Here is a 16806-nt window from a genome sequence, read left to right on the forward strand (position 1 = left end):
GACTCTGGACATTCAGCTACGCGCCGTGTACCGGATGTTCGGCCGCGGCTGCCGCTCCGCCATCCCCTCCCCGATGAAGTAGCTGGGATGCGGCGGCTGGTTGTACGCCACGTTCTGCCAGGCCACCGCCAGCCGGTACTGCGGGTCGTGCATCAGCGTGCGCAACCGCGACTCCGTCTCCTCGGTGGTCGTGTAGATCCGCAGCGCCGAGTCGTCCTGGGTGCGGTAGACGACCTCCTCGCGCCAGTCCCCGTAGAGGTCCGCCTGGAGCACCGGGGTGCCCTTGGTGTAGTTGTTGGTGTAGACGCCCTCCGGCGCGAAGACCTCGCGCTGCTCGCCCGACTCCCAGTCCCACTTGGCGACGTAGGGTGTGCCGGCCGGATCGATCCCCTCCGCGAAGTCGTGGTCCAGGATCTCCCGCAGCGGGTCCCCGTCCCACCAGACCATGAAGTTGGCCGACGGGATGTCCGTGCCGATCAACGTGCCGTCGGCGGCCCGCAGTTGGCCCTCCCGCGAGTTCCAGGCACCGGTGGCCGTGACCGCCCAGCTCTCCGCGCCCTCGTGGGTCGGGTCGATGTCGCCGATCGCGCCCCGCCCGGTGTCCCTGATGCCGGGCATCTCGTGGATGATCTCGCCGGTCGCCGCGTCCCGGAACGTCGCGCCCCGGTTCCCCGAGGCCGACATGGACTCGTGCGGCGCGAAGACCTCCAACCCCGGGCGGTCGGGAGCGAAGTCGCCCACGTGGAGCGCGTCCCCGTGCCCGAGCCGGGTGTTGTAGAGCACCGAGCCGTCGTCGTCCAGCGTCATCGAGCCGTAGACGATCTCGTCCCTGGCGTCGCCGTCGACGTCCGCCACCGACAGGTTGTGGTTGCCCTGCCCCTCGAACTCCCGGCCCGCCTCGGCCGAGTCGAACGTCCAGCGCTGCTCGAGCCGCCCGCCGGCGAAGTCGTAGGCGGCCAGCACCGTGCGCGTGTAGTAGCCCCTGGCGAACACCACCGACGGGTGCTCGCCGTCCAGATAGGCCACCCCGGCCAGGAACCGGTCCACCCGGTTGCCGTAGCAGTCGCCCCAGGAGCAGGTGTCGCCGCGCGGCGGGGTGTAGTCGACCGTGTCGACGGCGGCGCCGCTCTCCCCGTCGAACACCGTCAGGTACTCGGGGCCCGCCAGCACGTAGCCGGCGGCGTTGCGGTGGTCGGCGGTCGGGTCACCGAGCACCGTGCCGGTGCCGTCCACCGTGCCGTCGGCGGTCTTCACCGCCACCTCGGAGCGGCCGTCGCCGTCCAGGTCGTAGACCATCAGCTGGGTGTAGTGCGCGCCGGCCCTGATGTTGGGGCCGAGGTCGATCCGCCACAGCTGCTCGCCGTCGAGGGTGTAGGCGTCCAGGTAGACGTTCCCCGTGTAGCCGGAACGCGAGTTGTCCTGGGCGTTGCTCGGCTCCCACTTCTGCACGATCTCGTACCGGCCGTCGCCGTCGAGGTCGCCGACGCTCGCGTCGTTGAGGCGGTAGCTGTACGAGGCGCCGCTCGGCGTGACGCCGTCCGGCGGGCGGTTCACCGGGATCTCCCGGTACTGCTCGGCCCAGACGCCGAACCGCGCCGTGCGCTCGGCCTGCCGGCTGCCGCGCACCACCGCCACCTGGTAGACCGAGTCGGCGGTGCCGTGTCGGTCGGTGAAGCTGGTGGCGCCGCTGATCGGGCGGCGGGTGATGCGCTCGCCGTCCCGGTAGACATGGAAGGAGACGGACTCCGGATCGAGGCCGAGCATCCGCCAGCCGACGAAGATCCCGTCCTCGGTCTGGACGGCCACCGGGGCCCGGTCCAGGTTCTCCATCTGCCGGGCCGGCTGGTGCGGCCGCCCGCCGTCGGCGGCGGCGACCGCGGGGGTCGCCAGGCCGGCGGCGGCCGTCGCGAGGGCGGCGAGCGCGGCGGTGAGCAGCGCGCCGAGGCGGCGGGTGCGTCGTGATCCGGGGACGGGGGCGGCGGCTCTGCTGCCCATCCGGGGCTCCTTTGCTGGTCGGAAGGGGGTAGTCCGCTGAGGTATGAATCGATTCATTCGAGCGATGGAAAGCGCTCTCATGTTCGGGGGAGTCTCGCAATCGCTGATCGGTTCCGTCAAGACTTGTGGGAGCCTGTTGGAACTTTGACGGTCGTTGACGGTTCGGTGGGGCCGCTACCGGCGGACGTGCCTGGCCCCTCCGCGGTCGGCGTCAGCCGACCCGGGTGATCACCAGGCCGTTGAGGTGGCCGGTCTGGCCGTAGACGGTGACACCGAGCTGCCCGTCCTGGACCTCGATCAGCGTGAACGTCTGCCGGGTGATGGCGTTGGGCGAGCCGATCACCTGGCCCCGGTCCCCGCCCTCGAGGACGAAGCCGGAGCGGGAAGAGCCGGCCGCGTCGCCCACGTAGGCGGTGGCGGCGTAGGTGCCGTTCGGCACGTCGGTCCTGAACTCGTAGCGACCGTCGAAGTAGGCCACGAAGTCGCGCCCGAGGTCGTCGGTGCCGGGGCCGCGGTCCCGGCTGATGAGGTTGGTGGCGTCGGTGAAGCCGTAGCCGCGCTCGGCCGTGTACAGGGTCTCCGGGCCGACCCCGACGAAGCCCTCGGCGACCGGGCTGTCGGCGGGGCCGAAGTCGTACCGCAGGTCCGCGGAGCGGGTGGTGAGCCGCAGCTTCGCCGAAGGGGCGGACTGGCCACGCCCGTTGACCGCGATCACCCGCACCTCGTAGGCGGTGTCCTCGGCCAGCCCGCCGATGTCGGTGAGCGGGATGGGGGAGGTGGTGGCGAGCGCGAACTCCTCGTCCGAGTGCCGGCGCCGGCGCTGGATCCGGTAGAGCTCGGCGCCCGACACCTCGTCCCAGGTGAGCCTGGCGCCCTCGTGCGAGACCAGTCCCGCGGTCGGCGCGCCCGGCCGGTCGGGGCGGCGGCGCGGCGGCTCGGTGCCGCGGACCAGGCGGGCGAGCGGGACGTCGAGCCGCGCCACGTCGAGCGCGATGAGCCGGGCGACGTGGATCGCGCCGTACCGCTGGAAGTGGGTCTCGTCGATGGTGCCGTAGGGGCGGTTCGGGTAGACGCCGGGCGGCACGTGGAGGAAGAGCGACTTGGCCTCCTCGATGCCGACGCCGTCCAGGTAGGCGCGGCTGGACGCCGAGAGGTCGACCAGCGGCACGTTCTCCTCGGCCGCCACCTCGATCGCCTTCGCGACGTACTCGGGGAACGAGACGTTGAACCGCCCGGTGGTCGGGTTGAAGTCCCGGCGCGAGGCGGGGGTGACGATCACCGGGATGGCGCCGCGGGCGCGGGCGCCGCCGATGTAGTCGTTCCGCAGGAACTCCTTGTAGTCGGCGGGCGGCGTGTAGCGCTCGGGGCGGCTGATGGTGGCGTCGTTGTGGCCGAACTGGACGAACAGGTAGTCGCCCGGCTGGATCTGGTCGAGGATCGCCTGGAGCCGGCCCTCGGCGATGAAGCTGCGTGAACTCCGGCCGCCGATGGCGTGGTTGGCGACGGTCACGGTGTCGGAGAAGAACTGTCCCAGCACCTCGCCCCAGCCGGCCTGCGGCGCGTAGGAGGGGTCGTAGGTCTGGGCCGTCGAGTCGCTGGCGAGGTAGATCGTGGGTCCGGTGCCGGCCTCGGTGCCGGTGCCGGTGCCGGTGTTTGGGGTGCTCGCGTCGGCGGCGCGCGCGGTGCCGGGCAGCGCGAGGCCGGCGGCGCCGGCCGCGGCGGCTCCGGCGACGGCGGCCCGCAGAATCGTCCGTCTGCGGTGGCCTTCGGGGCGGCGTCCCTCGGCGGGCGTGGCAGCTGTTCCGTCCATCCGTTCACTCCTGTGTGGTTGGTGGCACGGGCCTGCCCTGGGCGCTCTCCGCTCCCGCCCGGGCAGGCCGGGGCGCGCGACGACCGGAGGTGAATCGATTCATCGCGTGACCGTGGACGACCTGGGGTGAAGGGGAGGGGGAGCGCCGGGGCAAGCGCTTGCTGATATCGCCGAGAGTGTTCCCGTTGGGGCGAGCGGGAGTCAAGGGGCGTGACGGCGTGACGTGTTGGGTCCGTGTGGAGCGCCCTGTCCGCCACTGCCGGTGGCGCCCCGCGTTGTCAGTGCCGGGGGAGACAATCGCGGCATGGAAGAAAAGGTCATCCCGATCCTGCGCGTGGCGGACGCCGCGGCCGCCGTCGCCTGGTACCGGCGGCTGGGCTTCGTCCAGCAGTGGGAGCACCGGTTCGAGCCCGGTTTCCCCGTGTTCACCGAGGTGGCGCGCGGCGGTGTCCGGCTGTTCCTGTCGGAGCACGAGGGCGACGCGCGGCCGGACACCCTGGTCTATCTGCGGGTGCGCGATGTCGACACCGTGGCCGCCGAGTTCGGCGTCGAGCCGGAGGCCGCGCCGTGGGGCCGCGAGATCGAGTTGCGCGACCCCGACGGGAACCGGCTCCGGATCGGCACGCCGGAGGCCGCCTCTGAGAGTTGAGCCGCGCCCGCCGGTTCGGGCTGAACGAACAGAAGTTCGGGCATACTGTGAAGAAGTGTCGAAGATCGCGGGCGGTGGGACGGCCGTGGATCGGGGGGTGGCGGGGATGGCGGAACGAGCGGTGGGAGCGACCCTCGCGTGGAAGTGGCAGCCGGCCGCGGCCTTCGGCCTGTTGCTCGTGCTGGTGGCGGGTTGGCTGTTCGCCCTCGTGCCGGGCCGGCTCGACGCGCGCGACGCGTGGGAGGCCGCACCCGCCTGCGCGGCCGGCGAGCCGGCCGCCGACTGCCGGGCTCCGGTGCCGGCCACCGTCGTTCGCACGGAGGACGAGGCCCGTGGGAAGGGCGTCCGGTACTGGCTCGTCGTCACCGAGGCCGGCGCGGACACCGAGCGGTATGTCCGGATGCAGGGCCGGGAGCCCGTCTACGACGCGGTGCGCCCCGGCGACGAGGTCACGCTGACGTACTGGCGCGGCGAGATACGGGAGGTCGGCTTCGCCACCGGCATCCAGAGCGCCTACGCCTCGCCGTTCCAGGGCTGGCAACTGCCGCTGGGCTTCGGCCTGATGATGCTGTCCTTCGGTCTGTCGGTGCTGTGGATGGCCTGGTGGATCCGCTACCGCTACCCGCGCACCACGCATGCCGTCCCCTGGCAGTCCACCGTCGTCGTCGGCGCCGTCCTGCTGGGCACCGTCGGCGTGGTGGCGAGCATGGCGAGTGCGGGCGTGCCGCAGGCGCTGTTGGTCACGGCGGCGGCCATACCCCCGGTGGCGGGGCTCACCGCGCTGCTCGGTTGGTGGTGGCTGCGGCGGGCGCGGCATGCGGAGCGCGTCGAGCACATCGTCGCCGTGCTCCCCGGCGAGCGGATGATCGTCCGCGCCACCGTCCAGGGGGACGTGTCCTACAGCCGGCCCGGGTTCGACTTCCTGGTGCTGGGGGACGGCCGCCCGGCGGCCACCCCGGACCCGGCCGGGCGGGTGGCGCTCCGGGCGCTCCCCGAGGCCCTGACGGTCCTGGGCGTCAGGCCGTTCCGGCCCGGCGACCACAACGCCTGGCCGAACGCCTACGGTTGGGATGGCGTCGTCATCGAGTGCCGGGACGGCGCGGCGGCGGTCCTCATCGCCGCCAGGCGCCGCGACGCCCCGTCGATCCTCGGCGCCCTGGCCACCGCGCCGGTGGCCGGCAGCCACCCGGCGCCGCGCTGAGGGCCGGCGGCGGCCGGGAGTTGGGCTCGTGACGGATCACGGCGGGAAAGAGGGGGTCAGGGCATGAGCGGAACGGTGGCGGCGGTCAGCAGCAACGGGGAGTACTCGTTCACGAAGCCGAACCGGGAGAGCATCACCCTGCTCGCCGGCCTGGGCGTCGAGGGGGACGTACACGCGGGGGTGACGGTCAAGCACCGCTCGCGGGTCGCCCAGGACCCCACCCAGCCGAACCTGCGCCAGGTGCACCTGATCCAGGAGGAGCTCTTCGCCGAGCTGGGGGAGGCGGGCTTCCTGGTGGCCCCTGGCGAGCTCGGCGAGAACATCACCAGCCGCGGCGTCGACCTGCTCGGCCTGCCGGTGGGCGCGCTGCTGCGCATCGGTGCCGAGGCCGTGGTCGAGGTCACCGGCCTGCGGAACCCGTGTCTGCAGATCGACGGCTTCCAGCCGGGCCTGCTGAAGCAGGTGGTCGGTCGCGATGACCTCGGCAACGTCGTGCGCAGGGCCGGGATCATGAGCATCGTGCAGGCGGGCGGCGCGGTGCGCCCCGGCGACCCGATCACCGTGGAACTGCCGGCCGGGCCGCATCGCCCGCTGGACCGGGTCTGAGCGGCACCGGTCTCGGAGGGCCGGGGCTTCCATGAGGCCGGAGCGGTGGTGGCGGAGACACCGGTGACGTCACGGATCGTCAGGCCGGACCTGCAGGTAATGCCAGCAGGGGACCCGTAGCGCCCCGCCGTCCTCCCAGATCAGGAGGGCGGCCAGGCCGCCGGCGCCGACCGGCGTCAACGAGTGCGACGTCACCGTGTGCCACCGTCCGCCGTGTATGACGACCGTGCCCGGCTCGATGCCGATCGCCATCCGGGTGGGCAGGTCGGTCACGACTCGGAGGCGGGCTTCAGGTTGTCGAAGGCGGTCGTCCATTCGTAGCCGCCTCCTCGGGGGCGGACGAACGCCAGGCGGCTGGTGATCCGGTCGGTTTCCTTCTCCCGCTCGATCAGCCCGGCCATCAGGAGCCCCACGCGCCCCGTTGGCACGTCCTGCACCACGGTCGGCTGCTGTTCGGATCGTGTGCTTGCGGACACACCAAGTGAACGACCCTGCTGGTCGGCGAACTTGCACACGGCTCGCACAGCTGCCGAGCGATTGGTGCGAACCGGTGGAACTATGGAGGGAAGGACAGTCGACGGAGAGACGCACCCCATGAGTGGCACCATGGTTCCCGGACCCGGCACCAATGTCGCCAACCTCCGCAAGGAGCGTGGCCTGAAGCAGGTCGCCCTCGCCCGACGCGCCGGCATCTCCGTGTCTCTGCTCAGCAAGATCGAGGTGGGCGACCGGACGCTGACCCAGGGCGTGGCGGCATCGCTCGCCCACGCCATGGGGCTGACCCTCGACGAGTTGTTGGGCCGGGTGCCGGTCGGCCGCTCGGCGGAGGAGAACCTGACCAGCCTCACCTTCGCCATCCGCCGGTTCGACATCGCGGACACTCCGCCGACCGCGCCGCACGAGTTGCCGCGCGAGGTGGCCGAGCTGATCCAGCACCGGCACAACTCCGAGCTGGCCCGGGTCCTGGCCAAGCTGCCGGGGATTCTGACGAGGGCCACCAACCACGCCCACGCGGTCGGCTCGCCCGCGGCCTGGACGCTGGTCGCCGACGTGTACAGCGCCGTGTACTGGCTCGCGGCTCGGCACCGGTGGATGCACCTCGCCGAACTGGCGGTCATGAAGCAACGCTTGGCGGCGGAGCGGGCCGACCCCGTCGCGGCCACCCTCGCCGCCCGCGATGAGGCCGGCGCCTTCCTGAACTCAGGGGATTTCGCGGGCGGCCTGGCGGTGGTCGACCGCGCGGTCGTGGCGGCCGAGTCGACGCTGCGCGGGAGGGATCGCGCCTTCGGGCTCGGCATCCTCCACCTGCGGGGGCTGACGCTGGCGGGACGCCTCAACGACAGGGCCACGGTTGAGCGGCACACCGAGGCCGCGTGGCGGGTGGCCGACGAGTTCGCCGAGGATGTCGACGAGCACGGCCTGCACTTCGGACCGGAGAACACGGCGGTGCACGTGGTCTCCACCGCCACCGACCTGGGGCTGCACCGGAACGCCATGGACACCGCCCAGGACCTGCTGCGGAGCGGACTGGCCCTGCCGTCCACCCGGATCGGTCCCCTGTACATGAACCTCGGCCGGTCACAGCTCGCGTTGGGGGACCGGGACGGCGCTCTGGAGTCGCTGGAGTCGGCGTGGGACGCGGCCCCCGAGATGGCGGCCGTGCACCCCACGAGCCAGGAACTCATGCGGGTGCTGACGTCCCTTCACCGGCGGAGCAACCCCCGCCTGACCCGGCTGGCGAAGCGCGCGGGCGTCAGGATCTGACCGCCGTCGAACGTGCGGCAGACCCGCCGGGCCGTGTTTCGATCGGCAGCCAGAGGTAAGGCGAATTGTCATGTCTGCCTACAAAGTGCGTTCCGGCCCAGTGGCGTCAGCGATCGCCGTCGTCGTAGACATCGCCGCGGCCGTCATCGGTCTGTGGATCCTGATGTACCTGCTGGACGCTAACCCGGACAACGATCTGGTGAGCCTTCTCAGACACCTGTCGAGATGGTTGGCGAGCGGACTCGCGGCCGTGGTCTACCTGTTCGTCGGCCATCTGGTGGCATCCCGGGTACGCCGCCTGTAGGGCGTTCCGAGCGACGAGCGGCAGCGATGGCCGGCGCCGCGTTCAGGTAAGCGCCGCGAGGAGTTCGCGTTCGCGCCGCGCGCTGAGGCCGGCGCGGCGTTCGCGGGTGAGGCCCTGGTCGCGTTCCCAGCGGAGGGTGTCGGCCAGCAGCTCCGCTCGGGGGCGGTGGCGGAGTCCCGCGGTGCGGGCCGCGGTGCCGGTGCGGGCCGAGAAGCCTTCCCAGCCGGGCTCGACCAGCCACATCGGCAGCGACTCGGGCCCCATGAACTCGGCCACGTCGTGCGCCAACAGCCAGTCCGAAGTGGCGGTCACCACCGGGCCGGCGTGGCCGCCGACGGTGCGGGAGAGGTCGATCCACTCGCCGAGCGGGAGGACGGGGCCGACCGCGTCGTAGGTGCCGGTGTGGCCTGCCTCGGCCGCGTCCAGCAGCCAGTCGGTGAGGTCGCGGACGTCGACCACCTGGGTCGGCATGGCGGGCGTGTCGGGGACCAGCATCGGGCCGTGGGGGTCGCGTGCCGCGCGGGCCACCCAGTAGCCGGAGCGGCCGCTGTGGTCGCCGGGGCCGCCGATGAGGCCGGCGCGGGCGATGAGGAGGCGGTCGCCGACGGCGGCCGTCGAGGCCGACTCGCAGGCCGCCTTGGCCTCGCCGTACAGCTCGCGGTCGACCTCGTCCCGGTCGGTCGGCGCGCGAAGGGGCGTCGACTCGTCGGCCCCCGACTCGGCGTGCGAGGCGTAGACGTTGCCCGAGGAGACATAGACCCAGTGCCTGGCCCGGCCGGCCAGCGCGGCCAGGGCCCGCCGGACGAAGCCCGGCTGCCAGGACACCTCGACGACCGCGTCCCAGTCGCGGTCGAGCACCCGCTCGTACGCCGAGGGGGCGCGGCGGTCGGCGGCCACCAGCTCCGCTCCGGCCGCCACGGCTCCGCTCTCGCCGCGGGCCAGGCACGTCACCCGGTGACCGCGCCCGATCGCCGCCCGCGACACCTCGCGTCCCACCCATGCCGTTCCGCCGAGCACCAGAATGTCCATGCGGCCAGCCAAGCACCGGCGAGCGGCCGCCGCCCAGGAAGTTAGCCGAGGGCAGAGCCGCGCTACCGCGGCAGGCCGCGCACCGTCTCCGCCAACGCCTCGTCGGTCGGCGTCGGTTCGATGCCGAAGGTCGCCGTGGCGGCGCTGGAGTCCAGCACGAACGGCTTCCTGAACTGGTACTGGGTCTCCCGGAGTTCCCTGACCGTGGGGTTGCCAAGGCCGCCGAGCCACAGCACCGCGCCCGGCATCCCGGAGAGGCGGGGCGCGGGGGCGTCGGCGAGGGAGCAGGCGAGGGTGGCGAGTTGGCGGATCGACCGAGGCGGGGGCGTCGGCACGTGCCAGGCACGGCCCCAGGCGCGCTCGTCGGTGGCGACGGCGACGAGGGTGCGGGCGACGTCGCCGGCGTACGTCCAGCTGTGCGGGGCGTCGACGTCGGCCGGCACCCGCGCCCGCCGGCCGGCCAGCACCGCGGGCAGCACGGCGGCGGTCAGCATCGACGAGGTGCCGGCGCCCAGGTAGTCCGAGCCGCGGACCTCGGTGGCCCTGACCTGCCCGGCCTCGTGCGCGGCGCGGGCGTCCTCCCACATCCGGGCCCGCACTCGCCCCTTGACGCCCGCGGCGCGCAGCGGGGTCTCCTCGGTGAGGACGCCGTCGACCGGCCCGTAGCCGTAGAGGTTGGAGGTGGTCGCCAGGACGGCGCCGGTCGAGCGGGCGGCCTCCAGCAGCGCGGCGGCCAGCGGCGGCCACTCCGTGGCCCAGCGGTGGTAGGGGGGACCGGCGCAGTTGTAGAGGGCGGCGGCGCCTTCGGCGAGGCCGGTGAGGGCCGCCGCGTCGGCCGCGTCCGCCGTCACCCGCTCGACGGCGGGGTGTTCGGGGCCGGTGCCGCTTCGCGTCACCAGCCGCACCTCGTCGCCGCGGGCGGCGAGGAGGCGTGCCGTGGCGGATCCGACCGGACCCGCTCCGACGATCACGTGTAGGGACATGGGGCAACGCTCCTTGGGCACCGTTCTGGGGGTACGCCGTTCTCGTGCGAGAACACCGTTCTCGCGGGGCTTCGTGCAGCGTACGCCCTCGGAAGGGCGATTTTCAAGAACGATGTTCTCGTATCGCTCCACCGTTCTCGCCCGTGTCATAATCCGGGCATGTCAGGGAGAAGGTTCCGCGAGCGGGTCCGCACCGAGATCACCGAGGAGATCCTCAGTGTCGCCCGCCGCCACCTGGCCACGGAGGGAGCCAGCCTCTCGCTGCGGGCGGTGGCCCGAGACACGGGGCTCGTGCCGTCCGCGCTGTACCGCTACTTCGACAGCCGCGAAGCCCTGCTCACCGCGCTGATCACCGAGGCGTACGAGGCCCTGGCCGGCTCGGTGGACGCCGCCGTCGCCGCCGTCCCGCCCGCCCGCCCGGCCGAGCGCTGGCTCGCGGTCTGCCACGCGGTGCGCGCCTGGGCCCTCGCCCACCCGGCCGAGTACGGCCTGATCTACGGCAGCCCCGTGCCCGACTACGCCGCCCCCCGGCAGACGGTCGCGCCGGCCGCGCGCATCCTGCTCACGGTGACCGGCATCCTGATCGACGGCGCGGCCGCCGGGCACCGCCCACCCGTGCCGGACCGGCCGCTGCCCCCCGCGGTGCGCGAGGACCTGAACCGGCTGACGGCCTACTGGCCCACCACCCTCCCCGACCTGCCCGTCTCCCTGGAGTCCGTGCTGGCCATGGCCCTCACCCTGTGGACCCAGCTCTTCGGCCTGGTCGGCTTCGAGACCTTCGGCCGGCTCGACGACATGATCGAGGCCAGGCGCGACTACTTCGACCACCAGGCGCGGGTGATGGCGGACCTGGCAGGTCTCACCGCGCCGCCGGCCGGGTCCTGAGCGAAGGACCGGCGGCCGGCTCCCGGGCGATCAGCCGGCGGTGTCGTCCCACGGCGGGTCGGCGTCGTGGACCAGCAGGGCGATCTGCACGCGGTTGTTGAGGCCGAGCCGGGTGAGGATGCGGGAGACATGGGTCTTCACCGTCGGGACGGCAAGATGGAGTCGCCTGGCGATCTCCGCGTTGGAGAGGCCACGGCCGATGGCCCCCGCCACCTCGCGTTCGCGCTCGCCGAGCAGGGCGAGCCTGGCCCTGGCCGCGGTGGCGCGGTCGTCCTGGCCCGGGGCGCCGGTCACCCGCTGGATCAGCCGGCGGGTGACGGCGGGCGAGAGGACCGGGTCGCCGGCGGCCACCGAGCGGATGGCCGCCACGATCTCGCGCGGCGGGGTGTCCTTGAGGAGGAAACCGGCCGCGCCGGCGCGCAGCGCCCGCAGGACGTGCCCGTCGGTGTGGAACGTCGTCAGCACCAGCACCTCGGGTGCGTCGACCCCGGCGCGCAGCGCCTCGGTGGCGGTGAGCCCGTCGACGTCCGGCATCCGGATGTCCATCAGCACCACGTCGGGGCGGTGGCCGGCCACCAGCGCCGCCACCTCGCGGCCGTCGGCGGCCTCGGCGACGACCTCGACGTCGGGCGCGCCGCCCAACATCAGGCGGAGCCCGGCCCGCACGATCGCGTCGTCGTCGACGAGCAGGACGCGGATCACCTGCCGACTCCCTTCTCCGCCGGCGGCCAGGGCAGCCAGGCGCGGACCAGGAACCCGTCGGCTGCCGGGCCGGCCCTGAGCTCGCCGCCGGCCAGCCTGGCCCGTTCGGCGAGCCCGACCAGGCCCTGGCCGCCGCCGGCGACCCGGGGGAGCGGGTGGGGGCGCGCGGTGGCGGCGGACGGCGCGCTGTGGATCTCGACGGTGAGCCGGTCGGCCGGACGCCCGGCCACCCGGATCGCGACGGCCGCGCCGGGGGCGTGCTTGCGCGCGTTGGTCATGGCCTCCTGGACGATGCGGTAGGCCGTCCTGCCGACCAGCGGCGGCGGCGAAGGGCCGGCCGGCGGCCCGGTGAGCTCGATGCGGCCGCCCGCCGCCCGGCCCTCGGCCACCAGCCGTGGCAGGTCGGCGAGTTCGGGCTGCGGCCGGTCGCCGTCCGACGGGTCGGCGCGGAGCACGCCGATGACCTCCCGGAGGTCGCTCAGGGCCAGGTGCGCGCTCTCCCTGATCACCCCGGCGGCCCGGGTGATCTCGTCGCGCGGGGCCGCGGTGTTGAACTCCAGCGCGCCGGCGTGCACGCTCAGCAGCGAGAGGCGGTGGCCGAGCACGTCGTGCATCTCGCGGGCGATCTCCTCGCGGGCCTCGCGGCGGGCCCGCTCGGCCCGCAACCCGGCGTCCGCCTCCGCCAGTTCGGCCCGCTCGCGGAGCGAGGCGATCAACTGCCGCCGGGAGCGGCGGAACAGCCCCCAGCCGATCGTCCCGGCCAGCAGTGCGAAGTAGGTGCCGGCCGACGAGGCCCGGTCGGGGGCCAGATCCGGCAGCTGCCACAGGAGGACGGGCAGCGGCGCGAAGGCGAGCGCCGCCACCCAGGCCGTGGTCCGCCAGGGGCGGGTGGCGGCCACCGTGAACACGGCCACCATCGCCGGGCCCGTCAGATAGTGCGCCTGGCTGCCGGCCAACAGCAGCGCCACCGCCAACTGCACAGGCCAGCGGTGCCGCAGCAGGATCGCCGCGCAGCCCAGGCCGCCGACGACCTGGTCGACGGCCCGCCAGACGGGGCCCGGGTCGCCGTCGACCGGGATCGACTGGGAACTGACCGCGGCGAAGCCGGCGGCGAAGAGCAGCAGCCCCAGGTCGACGGCCCAGTCCCGGCGGCCGCGTGGGATGTGGCGCATGTCCTGGCAATCTACGCGGCGGGTGGCCCGGGCGGGAGCGGTGGCCGGGGAGTCGATACCTAAGGATGACGGGCGGCCGGGCGAAGTGCGCCTTTGGACCCCGGGGTTCGAGACCGAAGCCGGACGCGCGGCCGGGACCCGGCTCCCTAGCGTCGAGGCATGATGTCGACCGCGCCGCGGAACTCGCCGCTGACCGCCCTGTCGGGCCTGATCTGCTTCGTCCTCGTCGTGGGCGGGGCGAGTGGGCTGCTTTATGAGTGGTTCGGAGTGTTCCGGGTCTTCGGGTTCCTCCGCGTGCTGGCGCCCGGAGGCTACGAGACCTACGCCTATGTGGTCATGATCGTGCTCGGCCTGGCGATCGGCGCGGCCGGCGAGCGGGCCGGGCGATGAGGCGGGCGGGGGTGGTGGATATCCCGTGGCCGGTTGTCAGTGGTGGCTGAGAGTATCGACGGCATGGGGACACAGCGGGAGGGAAGCGCGGTTCAGGCCAGGAGCCGCGAGGAGTTGGCGGCGCTCGTCGCCGCCGGCGCGAGCCCGAGATGGCTGATGTTCTGGGGGCACCAGCCCCGGGCCGACGGCCGGTTGGGGGCCGGGGTGCTCAGCCAGTGGTGTCCCTCGCCCTTCGTGGTGGCCGGGGTGGAGTACGCCACCGCGGAGCACTGGATGATGGCCGGCAAGGCACGGCTCTTCGGCGACGCCGACTCGGCGGCGAGGATCCTCGCCTCCGACCAACCGGCCCAGGCGAAGAAGCTGGGCCGGCGGGTGCGGGGATTCGACGAGGAGCGCTGGCTCGCCTCCTGCTTCGAGCTCGTGGTCGAGGGGAACGTCGCCAAGTTCGGCCAGGACCAGGCCAGGCTCGCCTACCTGTCCGGCACCCGCGACCGGGTGTTGGTCGAGGCCAGCCCGCTCGACCGAATATGGGGCATCGGGCTGGCCGCCGACGACGAGCGGGCCGAGGATCCGGCCCGCTGGCGTGGGCGGAACCTGCTCGGTTTCGCGCTGATGGAGGCGAGGGCCCGGCTGGCCGCCGCGCACGGCGAGGCGTGAAGGACCCGGGGGCGCCTCAGGCGAGGGACTCGAAGTAGGCCCGCTGCGCCGGGAAGTAGTCGGCGAAGTCGGGCCGCGGCCCGCCCGTGCGGGCGGCGGTGAGCAGATCCAGGTAGTACTCCCATCCCGGGCCCACCGAGCCGAGCTGCTCCGTGGAGGCGAGGTGGTGGACCAGCCGCAGCTCGGTGGTGCCTTCGGTCTCGGCGAGCAGCAGCTCCATCGCCCAGCTTCCGGCCTCGTCCTCCATCGCGACGGCGAGCTGCCGCGGCGGCTCGCAGGCGTCGATCCGGACCGGGCACCACGGCGCCGAATCCTCGAACGCCAGCTGCACCTCCACGGTGCGCCCGGGCGCCGCGTCACCGCGCCAGGGGCCGAACCAGCGTGCGGTGCGGTCCGGTTCCGTGACGCTCGCCCAGACGTCGGCGACCGGGGCGCGGTAGGTGCGGGTCAGGATCAGATCGCATCCCGTCGGCGTGGGAACGAGTCGGCCGGTGGGCTCCTGGGTCATGCCGTGTCCTCTCTGGGGCTGGGTTCGGCGTCCGCCGCGGCGGTCTCGGTCTCGGTCTCGGCCCGGCTCCGCTCCCGGCGCGTCCGGTGGACCTCGGTCCCCAACGCGTCGAGGCGCTGCGACCAGTTGGGCTGCTGGGATTCGAACCGGGCGAGCCAGGCGGCGAGCTGGGACAGCCGGGAGGGCACGAGCGAGTAGTGCCGGTGGCGCCCGACCTGCTCGTCCCGAACCAGGCCGCTCTCCCGCAACACCCGCAGATGGCGGCTCACCGCGGGCCGGCTGATGTCGAACCGGCCCGCGATCGCGCCCGCCGTCAACGGGGCGTGGCGCAGCATGACCAGGATCTCCCGGCGCACCGGATCCGCGATGGCGTCCGCCACCTCGCTCAGCTCGTCCACGAACGAAAGCGTAACCTATGGGTTACGCGTTAGGCCAGCGCCCGGGCGGCGGGCACCCTCGGTGGCATGGCGCCGAGCCTAGGGCGTGTTGGCCGGGGTGATCTCGTACGACCGCAGCAGCCGGGCGAGTTGTCGGCCGGCCGCGAGCAGCGGTTCCTCGGTGCGTCTGACCTGGGCGGTGACCTCCGCGCCCTCCAGGGTGCTGATGACGGTGGTCGCCAACTCGCGCGCCACGTCGGCCGGGAAGCCGCCCCGCAGCAGCTTGTCCGCGACCAGTCGCTCCCAGTCGTGCAGCGCGGCGCCGCAGGCCCGCTGGATCTCCGAGTCGGTGCCGAGGGTCTCCAGGGCCGCCGCCGTGACCGGACAGCCGTCGATCCAGCCAGAGGCGCGCAGTTCCTTCGCGAGCAGCCGGGCGCTGGCGTCCACCGCCTCGGCCGGTTCTTCCCGGCTGTCCAGCGCGGTCGCGAGGAGCGCGGCGAACTCGCGGCCGCTGTGCTCGATCGCCGCGACGGCCACGGCCTCCTTGCCCCCGGGGAAGAAGTGGTAGACGGAGCCCATGGTGGCCCGCGCCTCCTGGGCGATCTGCTTGACGCCGGTGCCGACGTACCCCTGCCGCTGGAGCAGGCGCGCGGCGGCGACGACGATCCGGTCCCGGGTGCTGGTCTGCATGGCGCCACCGTACCGCGCCGCTGAGTAGAGCGTTCGTTTTAGTGGTGTGCTACGGTGCCCTGGCTCTGGATAGAGCGTTCGTTTTAGTGATGAGAACGAGCGAGAACGAGCGAGAACGAGCGAGAACGAGGGAGATCCCGACATGAGCAGCGTCAGTTCCGGCCGGTCCGTCACCGTGGTGGGCCTCGGCCCGATGGGCCAGGCGATGGCCGGCGCTTTCCTGGACCGCGGCTACGCGGTCACCGTGTGGAACCGCACCGCCTCCCGCGCTGACGACCTGGTGGCGCGCGGCGCCGTGCTCGCGCCCGACGTCGCCGAGGCGGTCGCCGCCAACGAGGTCGTGATCCTCAGCCTCACCGACTACGCGGCGATGTACGCCGTGTTGGAGCCGGCCGAGGCGTCGCTGGCCGGCCGGGTCCTGGTCAACCTCAGCTCGGACACGCCCGAGAAGGCCAGGGCCGCCGCCCGCTGGGCGGACGAGCGCGGCGCCGCGCACCTGACCGGCGGCGTCACCGTGCCGCCCGCCGGGGTCGGGCAGCCGGAGTCGTCCACCTTCTACAGCGGACCCCGGGGCGCGTTCGACGCCCACCGGCCGCTGCTGGAGGTGGTGACCGGCCGGACGCCGTACTGCGGCGAGGACCCGGGTCTTGCCGCGCTCTTCTACCAGATCGGCATGGTGATGTTCTGGACCTCCATGCTGAGCTACTGGCAGGCGATCGCCCTCGCGCGGGCGAACGGTCTGACGGCGGCCGACATCCTGCCGCACGCCACCGACACCGCCAACTCGCTGCCCGGGTTCTTCGCCTTCTACGCCGGACGCGTGGACGCCGGTGACCACCGGGGCGACGTCGACCGGCTGGCCATGGGCGTGGCGAGCGTCGAGCACATCCTGCGCACCAACGTCGACGCCGGCGTCGACACCGCGTTGCCGGCCGCGGTCGTCGACCTCTTCCGGCGCGGCATGGACGCCGGCCACGCGGCGGACAGCTTCTCCAGCCTGGTGGAGCTGCTGAGGAAGCCCGCCGCGTAGCCGGCGCCCGAGTGCCGCGAGGGGGCGGCCGTGGTCCGGCCGCCCCCGAGCGGA

20 protein-coding genes are annotated in these 16806 nt (G+C 73.4%); 9 read left to right on the forward strand and 11 right to left on the reverse strand.

All coding sequences use genetic code 11. The features are described from left to right. Window positions 1-12: 12 nt before the first annotated feature. On the reverse strand, window positions 13-1995 hold the full coding sequence (locus ACYVPE_RS01380; protein WP_461031463.1) for a rhamnogalacturonan lyase: 1983 nt from the start codon (window positions 1993-1995) through the stop codon (window positions 13-15). Between the two features lie 211 nt (window positions 1996-2206). Next, the gene (locus ACYVPE_RS01385) at window positions 2207-3805 is read right to left on the reverse strand and encodes a GDSL-type esterase/lipase family protein (protein WP_461031464.1); all 1599 of its coding nucleotides are present in this window, start codon (window positions 3803-3805) and stop codon (window positions 2207-2209) included. 304 nt (window positions 3806-4109) lie between these two features. On the opposite strand from ACYVPE_RS01385, the gene ACYVPE_RS01390 reads away from it, so the two are divergent. The 3 genes from ACYVPE_RS01390 (at window position 4110) to ACYVPE_RS01400 (ending at window position 6261) form a co-directional block, all read left to right on the forward strand. Next, window positions 4110-4454 carry a glyoxalase superfamily protein gene (locus ACYVPE_RS01390; RefSeq protein ID WP_461031465.1) on the forward strand — a complete coding sequence of 115 codons (345 nt, stop codon included), beginning with the start codon at window positions 4110-4112 and terminating at the stop codon, window positions 4452-4454. 106 nt (window positions 4455-4560) lie between these two features. After that, window positions 4561-5655: a hypothetical protein gene (locus ACYVPE_RS01395; protein WP_461031466.1), complete on the forward strand. Its 1095-nt coding sequence runs from the start codon at window positions 4561-4563 to the stop codon at window positions 5653-5655. Between the two features lie 63 nt (window positions 5656-5718). Beyond that, the gene (locus ACYVPE_RS01400; protein ID WP_461031467.1) at window positions 5719-6261 is read left to right on the forward strand and encodes an MOSC domain-containing protein; all 543 of its coding nucleotides are present in this window, start codon (window positions 5719-5721) and stop codon (window positions 6259-6261) included. A 69-nt stretch (window positions 6262-6330) separates the two neighbouring features. Here the strand turns inward: ACYVPE_RS01400 and ACYVPE_RS01405 are convergent, their stop codons facing one another. Both ACYVPE_RS01405 and ACYVPE_RS01410 read right to left on the reverse strand, forming a co-directional pair. After that, window positions 6331-6534 carry a hypothetical protein gene (locus ACYVPE_RS01405; protein ID WP_461031468.1) on the reverse strand — a complete coding sequence of 68 codons (204 nt, stop codon included), beginning with the start codon at window positions 6532-6534 and terminating at the stop codon, window positions 6331-6333. Continuing rightward, window positions 6531-6689, reverse strand: coding sequence for a hypothetical protein (locus tag ACYVPE_RS01410; RefSeq protein ID WP_461031469.1), 159 nt, complete (start codon window positions 6687-6689; stop codon window positions 6531-6533). The genes ACYVPE_RS01405 and ACYVPE_RS01410 overlap by 4 nt, the downstream gene beginning before the upstream one ends. 166 nt (window positions 6690-6855) lie before the next feature. On the opposite strand from ACYVPE_RS01410, the gene ACYVPE_RS01415 reads away from it, so the two are divergent. Together ACYVPE_RS01415 and ACYVPE_RS01420 are read left to right on the forward strand one after the other, a co-directional pair. Beyond that, window positions 6856-8025 carry a helix-turn-helix domain-containing protein gene (locus ACYVPE_RS01415; protein ID WP_461031470.1) on the forward strand — a complete coding sequence of 390 codons (1170 nt, stop codon included), beginning with the start codon at window positions 6856-6858 and terminating at the stop codon, window positions 8023-8025. Window positions 8026-8095: 70 nt separating this feature from the next. Then, the gene (locus ACYVPE_RS01420; protein WP_461031471.1) at window positions 8096-8329 is read left to right on the forward strand and encodes a hypothetical protein; all 234 of its coding nucleotides are present in this window, start codon (window positions 8096-8098) and stop codon (window positions 8327-8329) included. A gap of 42 nt (window positions 8330-8371) precedes the next feature. Here ACYVPE_RS01420 and ACYVPE_RS01425 read toward each other — a convergent pair whose 3' ends face one another. Both ACYVPE_RS01425 and ACYVPE_RS01430 read right to left on the reverse strand, forming a co-directional pair. Beyond that, window positions 8372-9358 (reverse strand): NAD-dependent epimerase/dehydratase family protein, encoded by a 987-nt coding sequence (locus ACYVPE_RS01425; RefSeq protein WP_461031472.1) that lies wholly within the window; start codon window positions 9356-9358, stop codon window positions 8372-8374. 62 nt (window positions 9359-9420) lie between these two features. Beyond that, the gene (locus ACYVPE_RS01430; RefSeq protein WP_461031473.1) at window positions 9421-10341 is read right to left on the reverse strand and encodes an NAD-dependent epimerase/dehydratase family protein; all 921 of its coding nucleotides are present in this window, start codon (window positions 10339-10341) and stop codon (window positions 9421-9423) included. 159 nt (window positions 10342-10500) lie between these two features. Here ACYVPE_RS01430 and ACYVPE_RS01435 point away from each other — a divergent pair, with 159 nt between their 5' ends. After that, on the forward strand, window positions 10501-11226 hold the full coding sequence (locus tag ACYVPE_RS01435; protein ID WP_461031474.1) for a TetR/AcrR family transcriptional regulator: 726 nt from the start codon (window positions 10501-10503) through the stop codon (window positions 11224-11226). Between the two features lie 30 nt (window positions 11227-11256). Here the strand turns inward: ACYVPE_RS01435 and ACYVPE_RS01440 are convergent, their stop codons facing one another. After that, entirely contained in the window at window positions 11257-11871 is a 615-nt protein-coding gene (locus ACYVPE_RS01440; protein ID WP_461031583.1) for a response regulator, read from the reverse strand. 53 nt (window positions 11872-11924) lie between these two features. After that, the gene (locus ACYVPE_RS01445) at window positions 11925-13100 is read right to left on the reverse strand and encodes a sensor histidine kinase (RefSeq protein ID WP_461031475.1); all 1176 of its coding nucleotides are present in this window, start codon (window positions 13098-13100) and stop codon (window positions 11925-11927) included. A 159-nt stretch (window positions 13101-13259) separates the two neighbouring features. Here ACYVPE_RS01445 and ACYVPE_RS01450 point away from each other — a divergent pair, with 159 nt between their 5' ends. Both ACYVPE_RS01450 and ACYVPE_RS01455 read left to right on the forward strand, forming a co-directional pair. After that, on the forward strand, window positions 13260-13490 hold the full coding sequence (locus tag ACYVPE_RS01450; protein ID WP_461031476.1) for a hypothetical protein: 231 nt from the start codon (window positions 13260-13262) through the stop codon (window positions 13488-13490). Between the two features lie 63 nt (window positions 13491-13553). After that, window positions 13554-14147, forward strand: a complete 594-nt coding sequence (locus ACYVPE_RS01455; RefSeq protein ID WP_461031477.1) for an NADAR family protein — start codon at window positions 13554-13556, stop codon at window positions 14145-14147. 16 nt (window positions 14148-14163) lie between these two features. Here the strand turns inward: ACYVPE_RS01455 and ACYVPE_RS01460 are convergent, their stop codons facing one another. From ACYVPE_RS01460 to ACYVPE_RS01470, 3 genes are all read right to left on the reverse strand, one after another. Continuing rightward, a complete protein-coding gene (locus tag ACYVPE_RS01460) occupies window positions 14164-14655 on the reverse strand; it encodes an SRPBCC family protein (RefSeq protein ID WP_461031478.1) in 492 nt (163 codons plus the stop codon). Beyond that, entirely contained in the window at window positions 14652-15053 is a 402-nt protein-coding gene (locus tag ACYVPE_RS01465) for a metalloregulator ArsR/SmtB family transcription factor (protein WP_461031479.1), read from the reverse strand. The genes ACYVPE_RS01460 and ACYVPE_RS01465 overlap by 4 nt, the downstream gene beginning before the upstream one ends. A 78-nt stretch (window positions 15054-15131) precedes the next feature. After that, complete coding sequence (locus ACYVPE_RS01470; protein WP_461031480.1) at window positions 15132-15722, reverse strand: TetR/AcrR family transcriptional regulator; 591 nt, start codon at window positions 15720-15722, stop codon at window positions 15132-15134. A gap of 142 nt (window positions 15723-15864) precedes the next feature. On the opposite strand from ACYVPE_RS01470, the gene ACYVPE_RS01475 reads away from it, so the two are divergent. Then, window positions 15865-16752 carry an NAD(P)-dependent oxidoreductase gene (locus ACYVPE_RS01475; RefSeq protein ID WP_461031481.1) on the forward strand — a complete coding sequence of 296 codons (888 nt, stop codon included), beginning with the start codon at window positions 15865-15867 and terminating at the stop codon, window positions 16750-16752. The last annotated feature ends 54 nt before the right edge of the window (window positions 16753-16806 follow it).

The organism is Streptomyces mayteni (genome assembly GCF_054783955.1).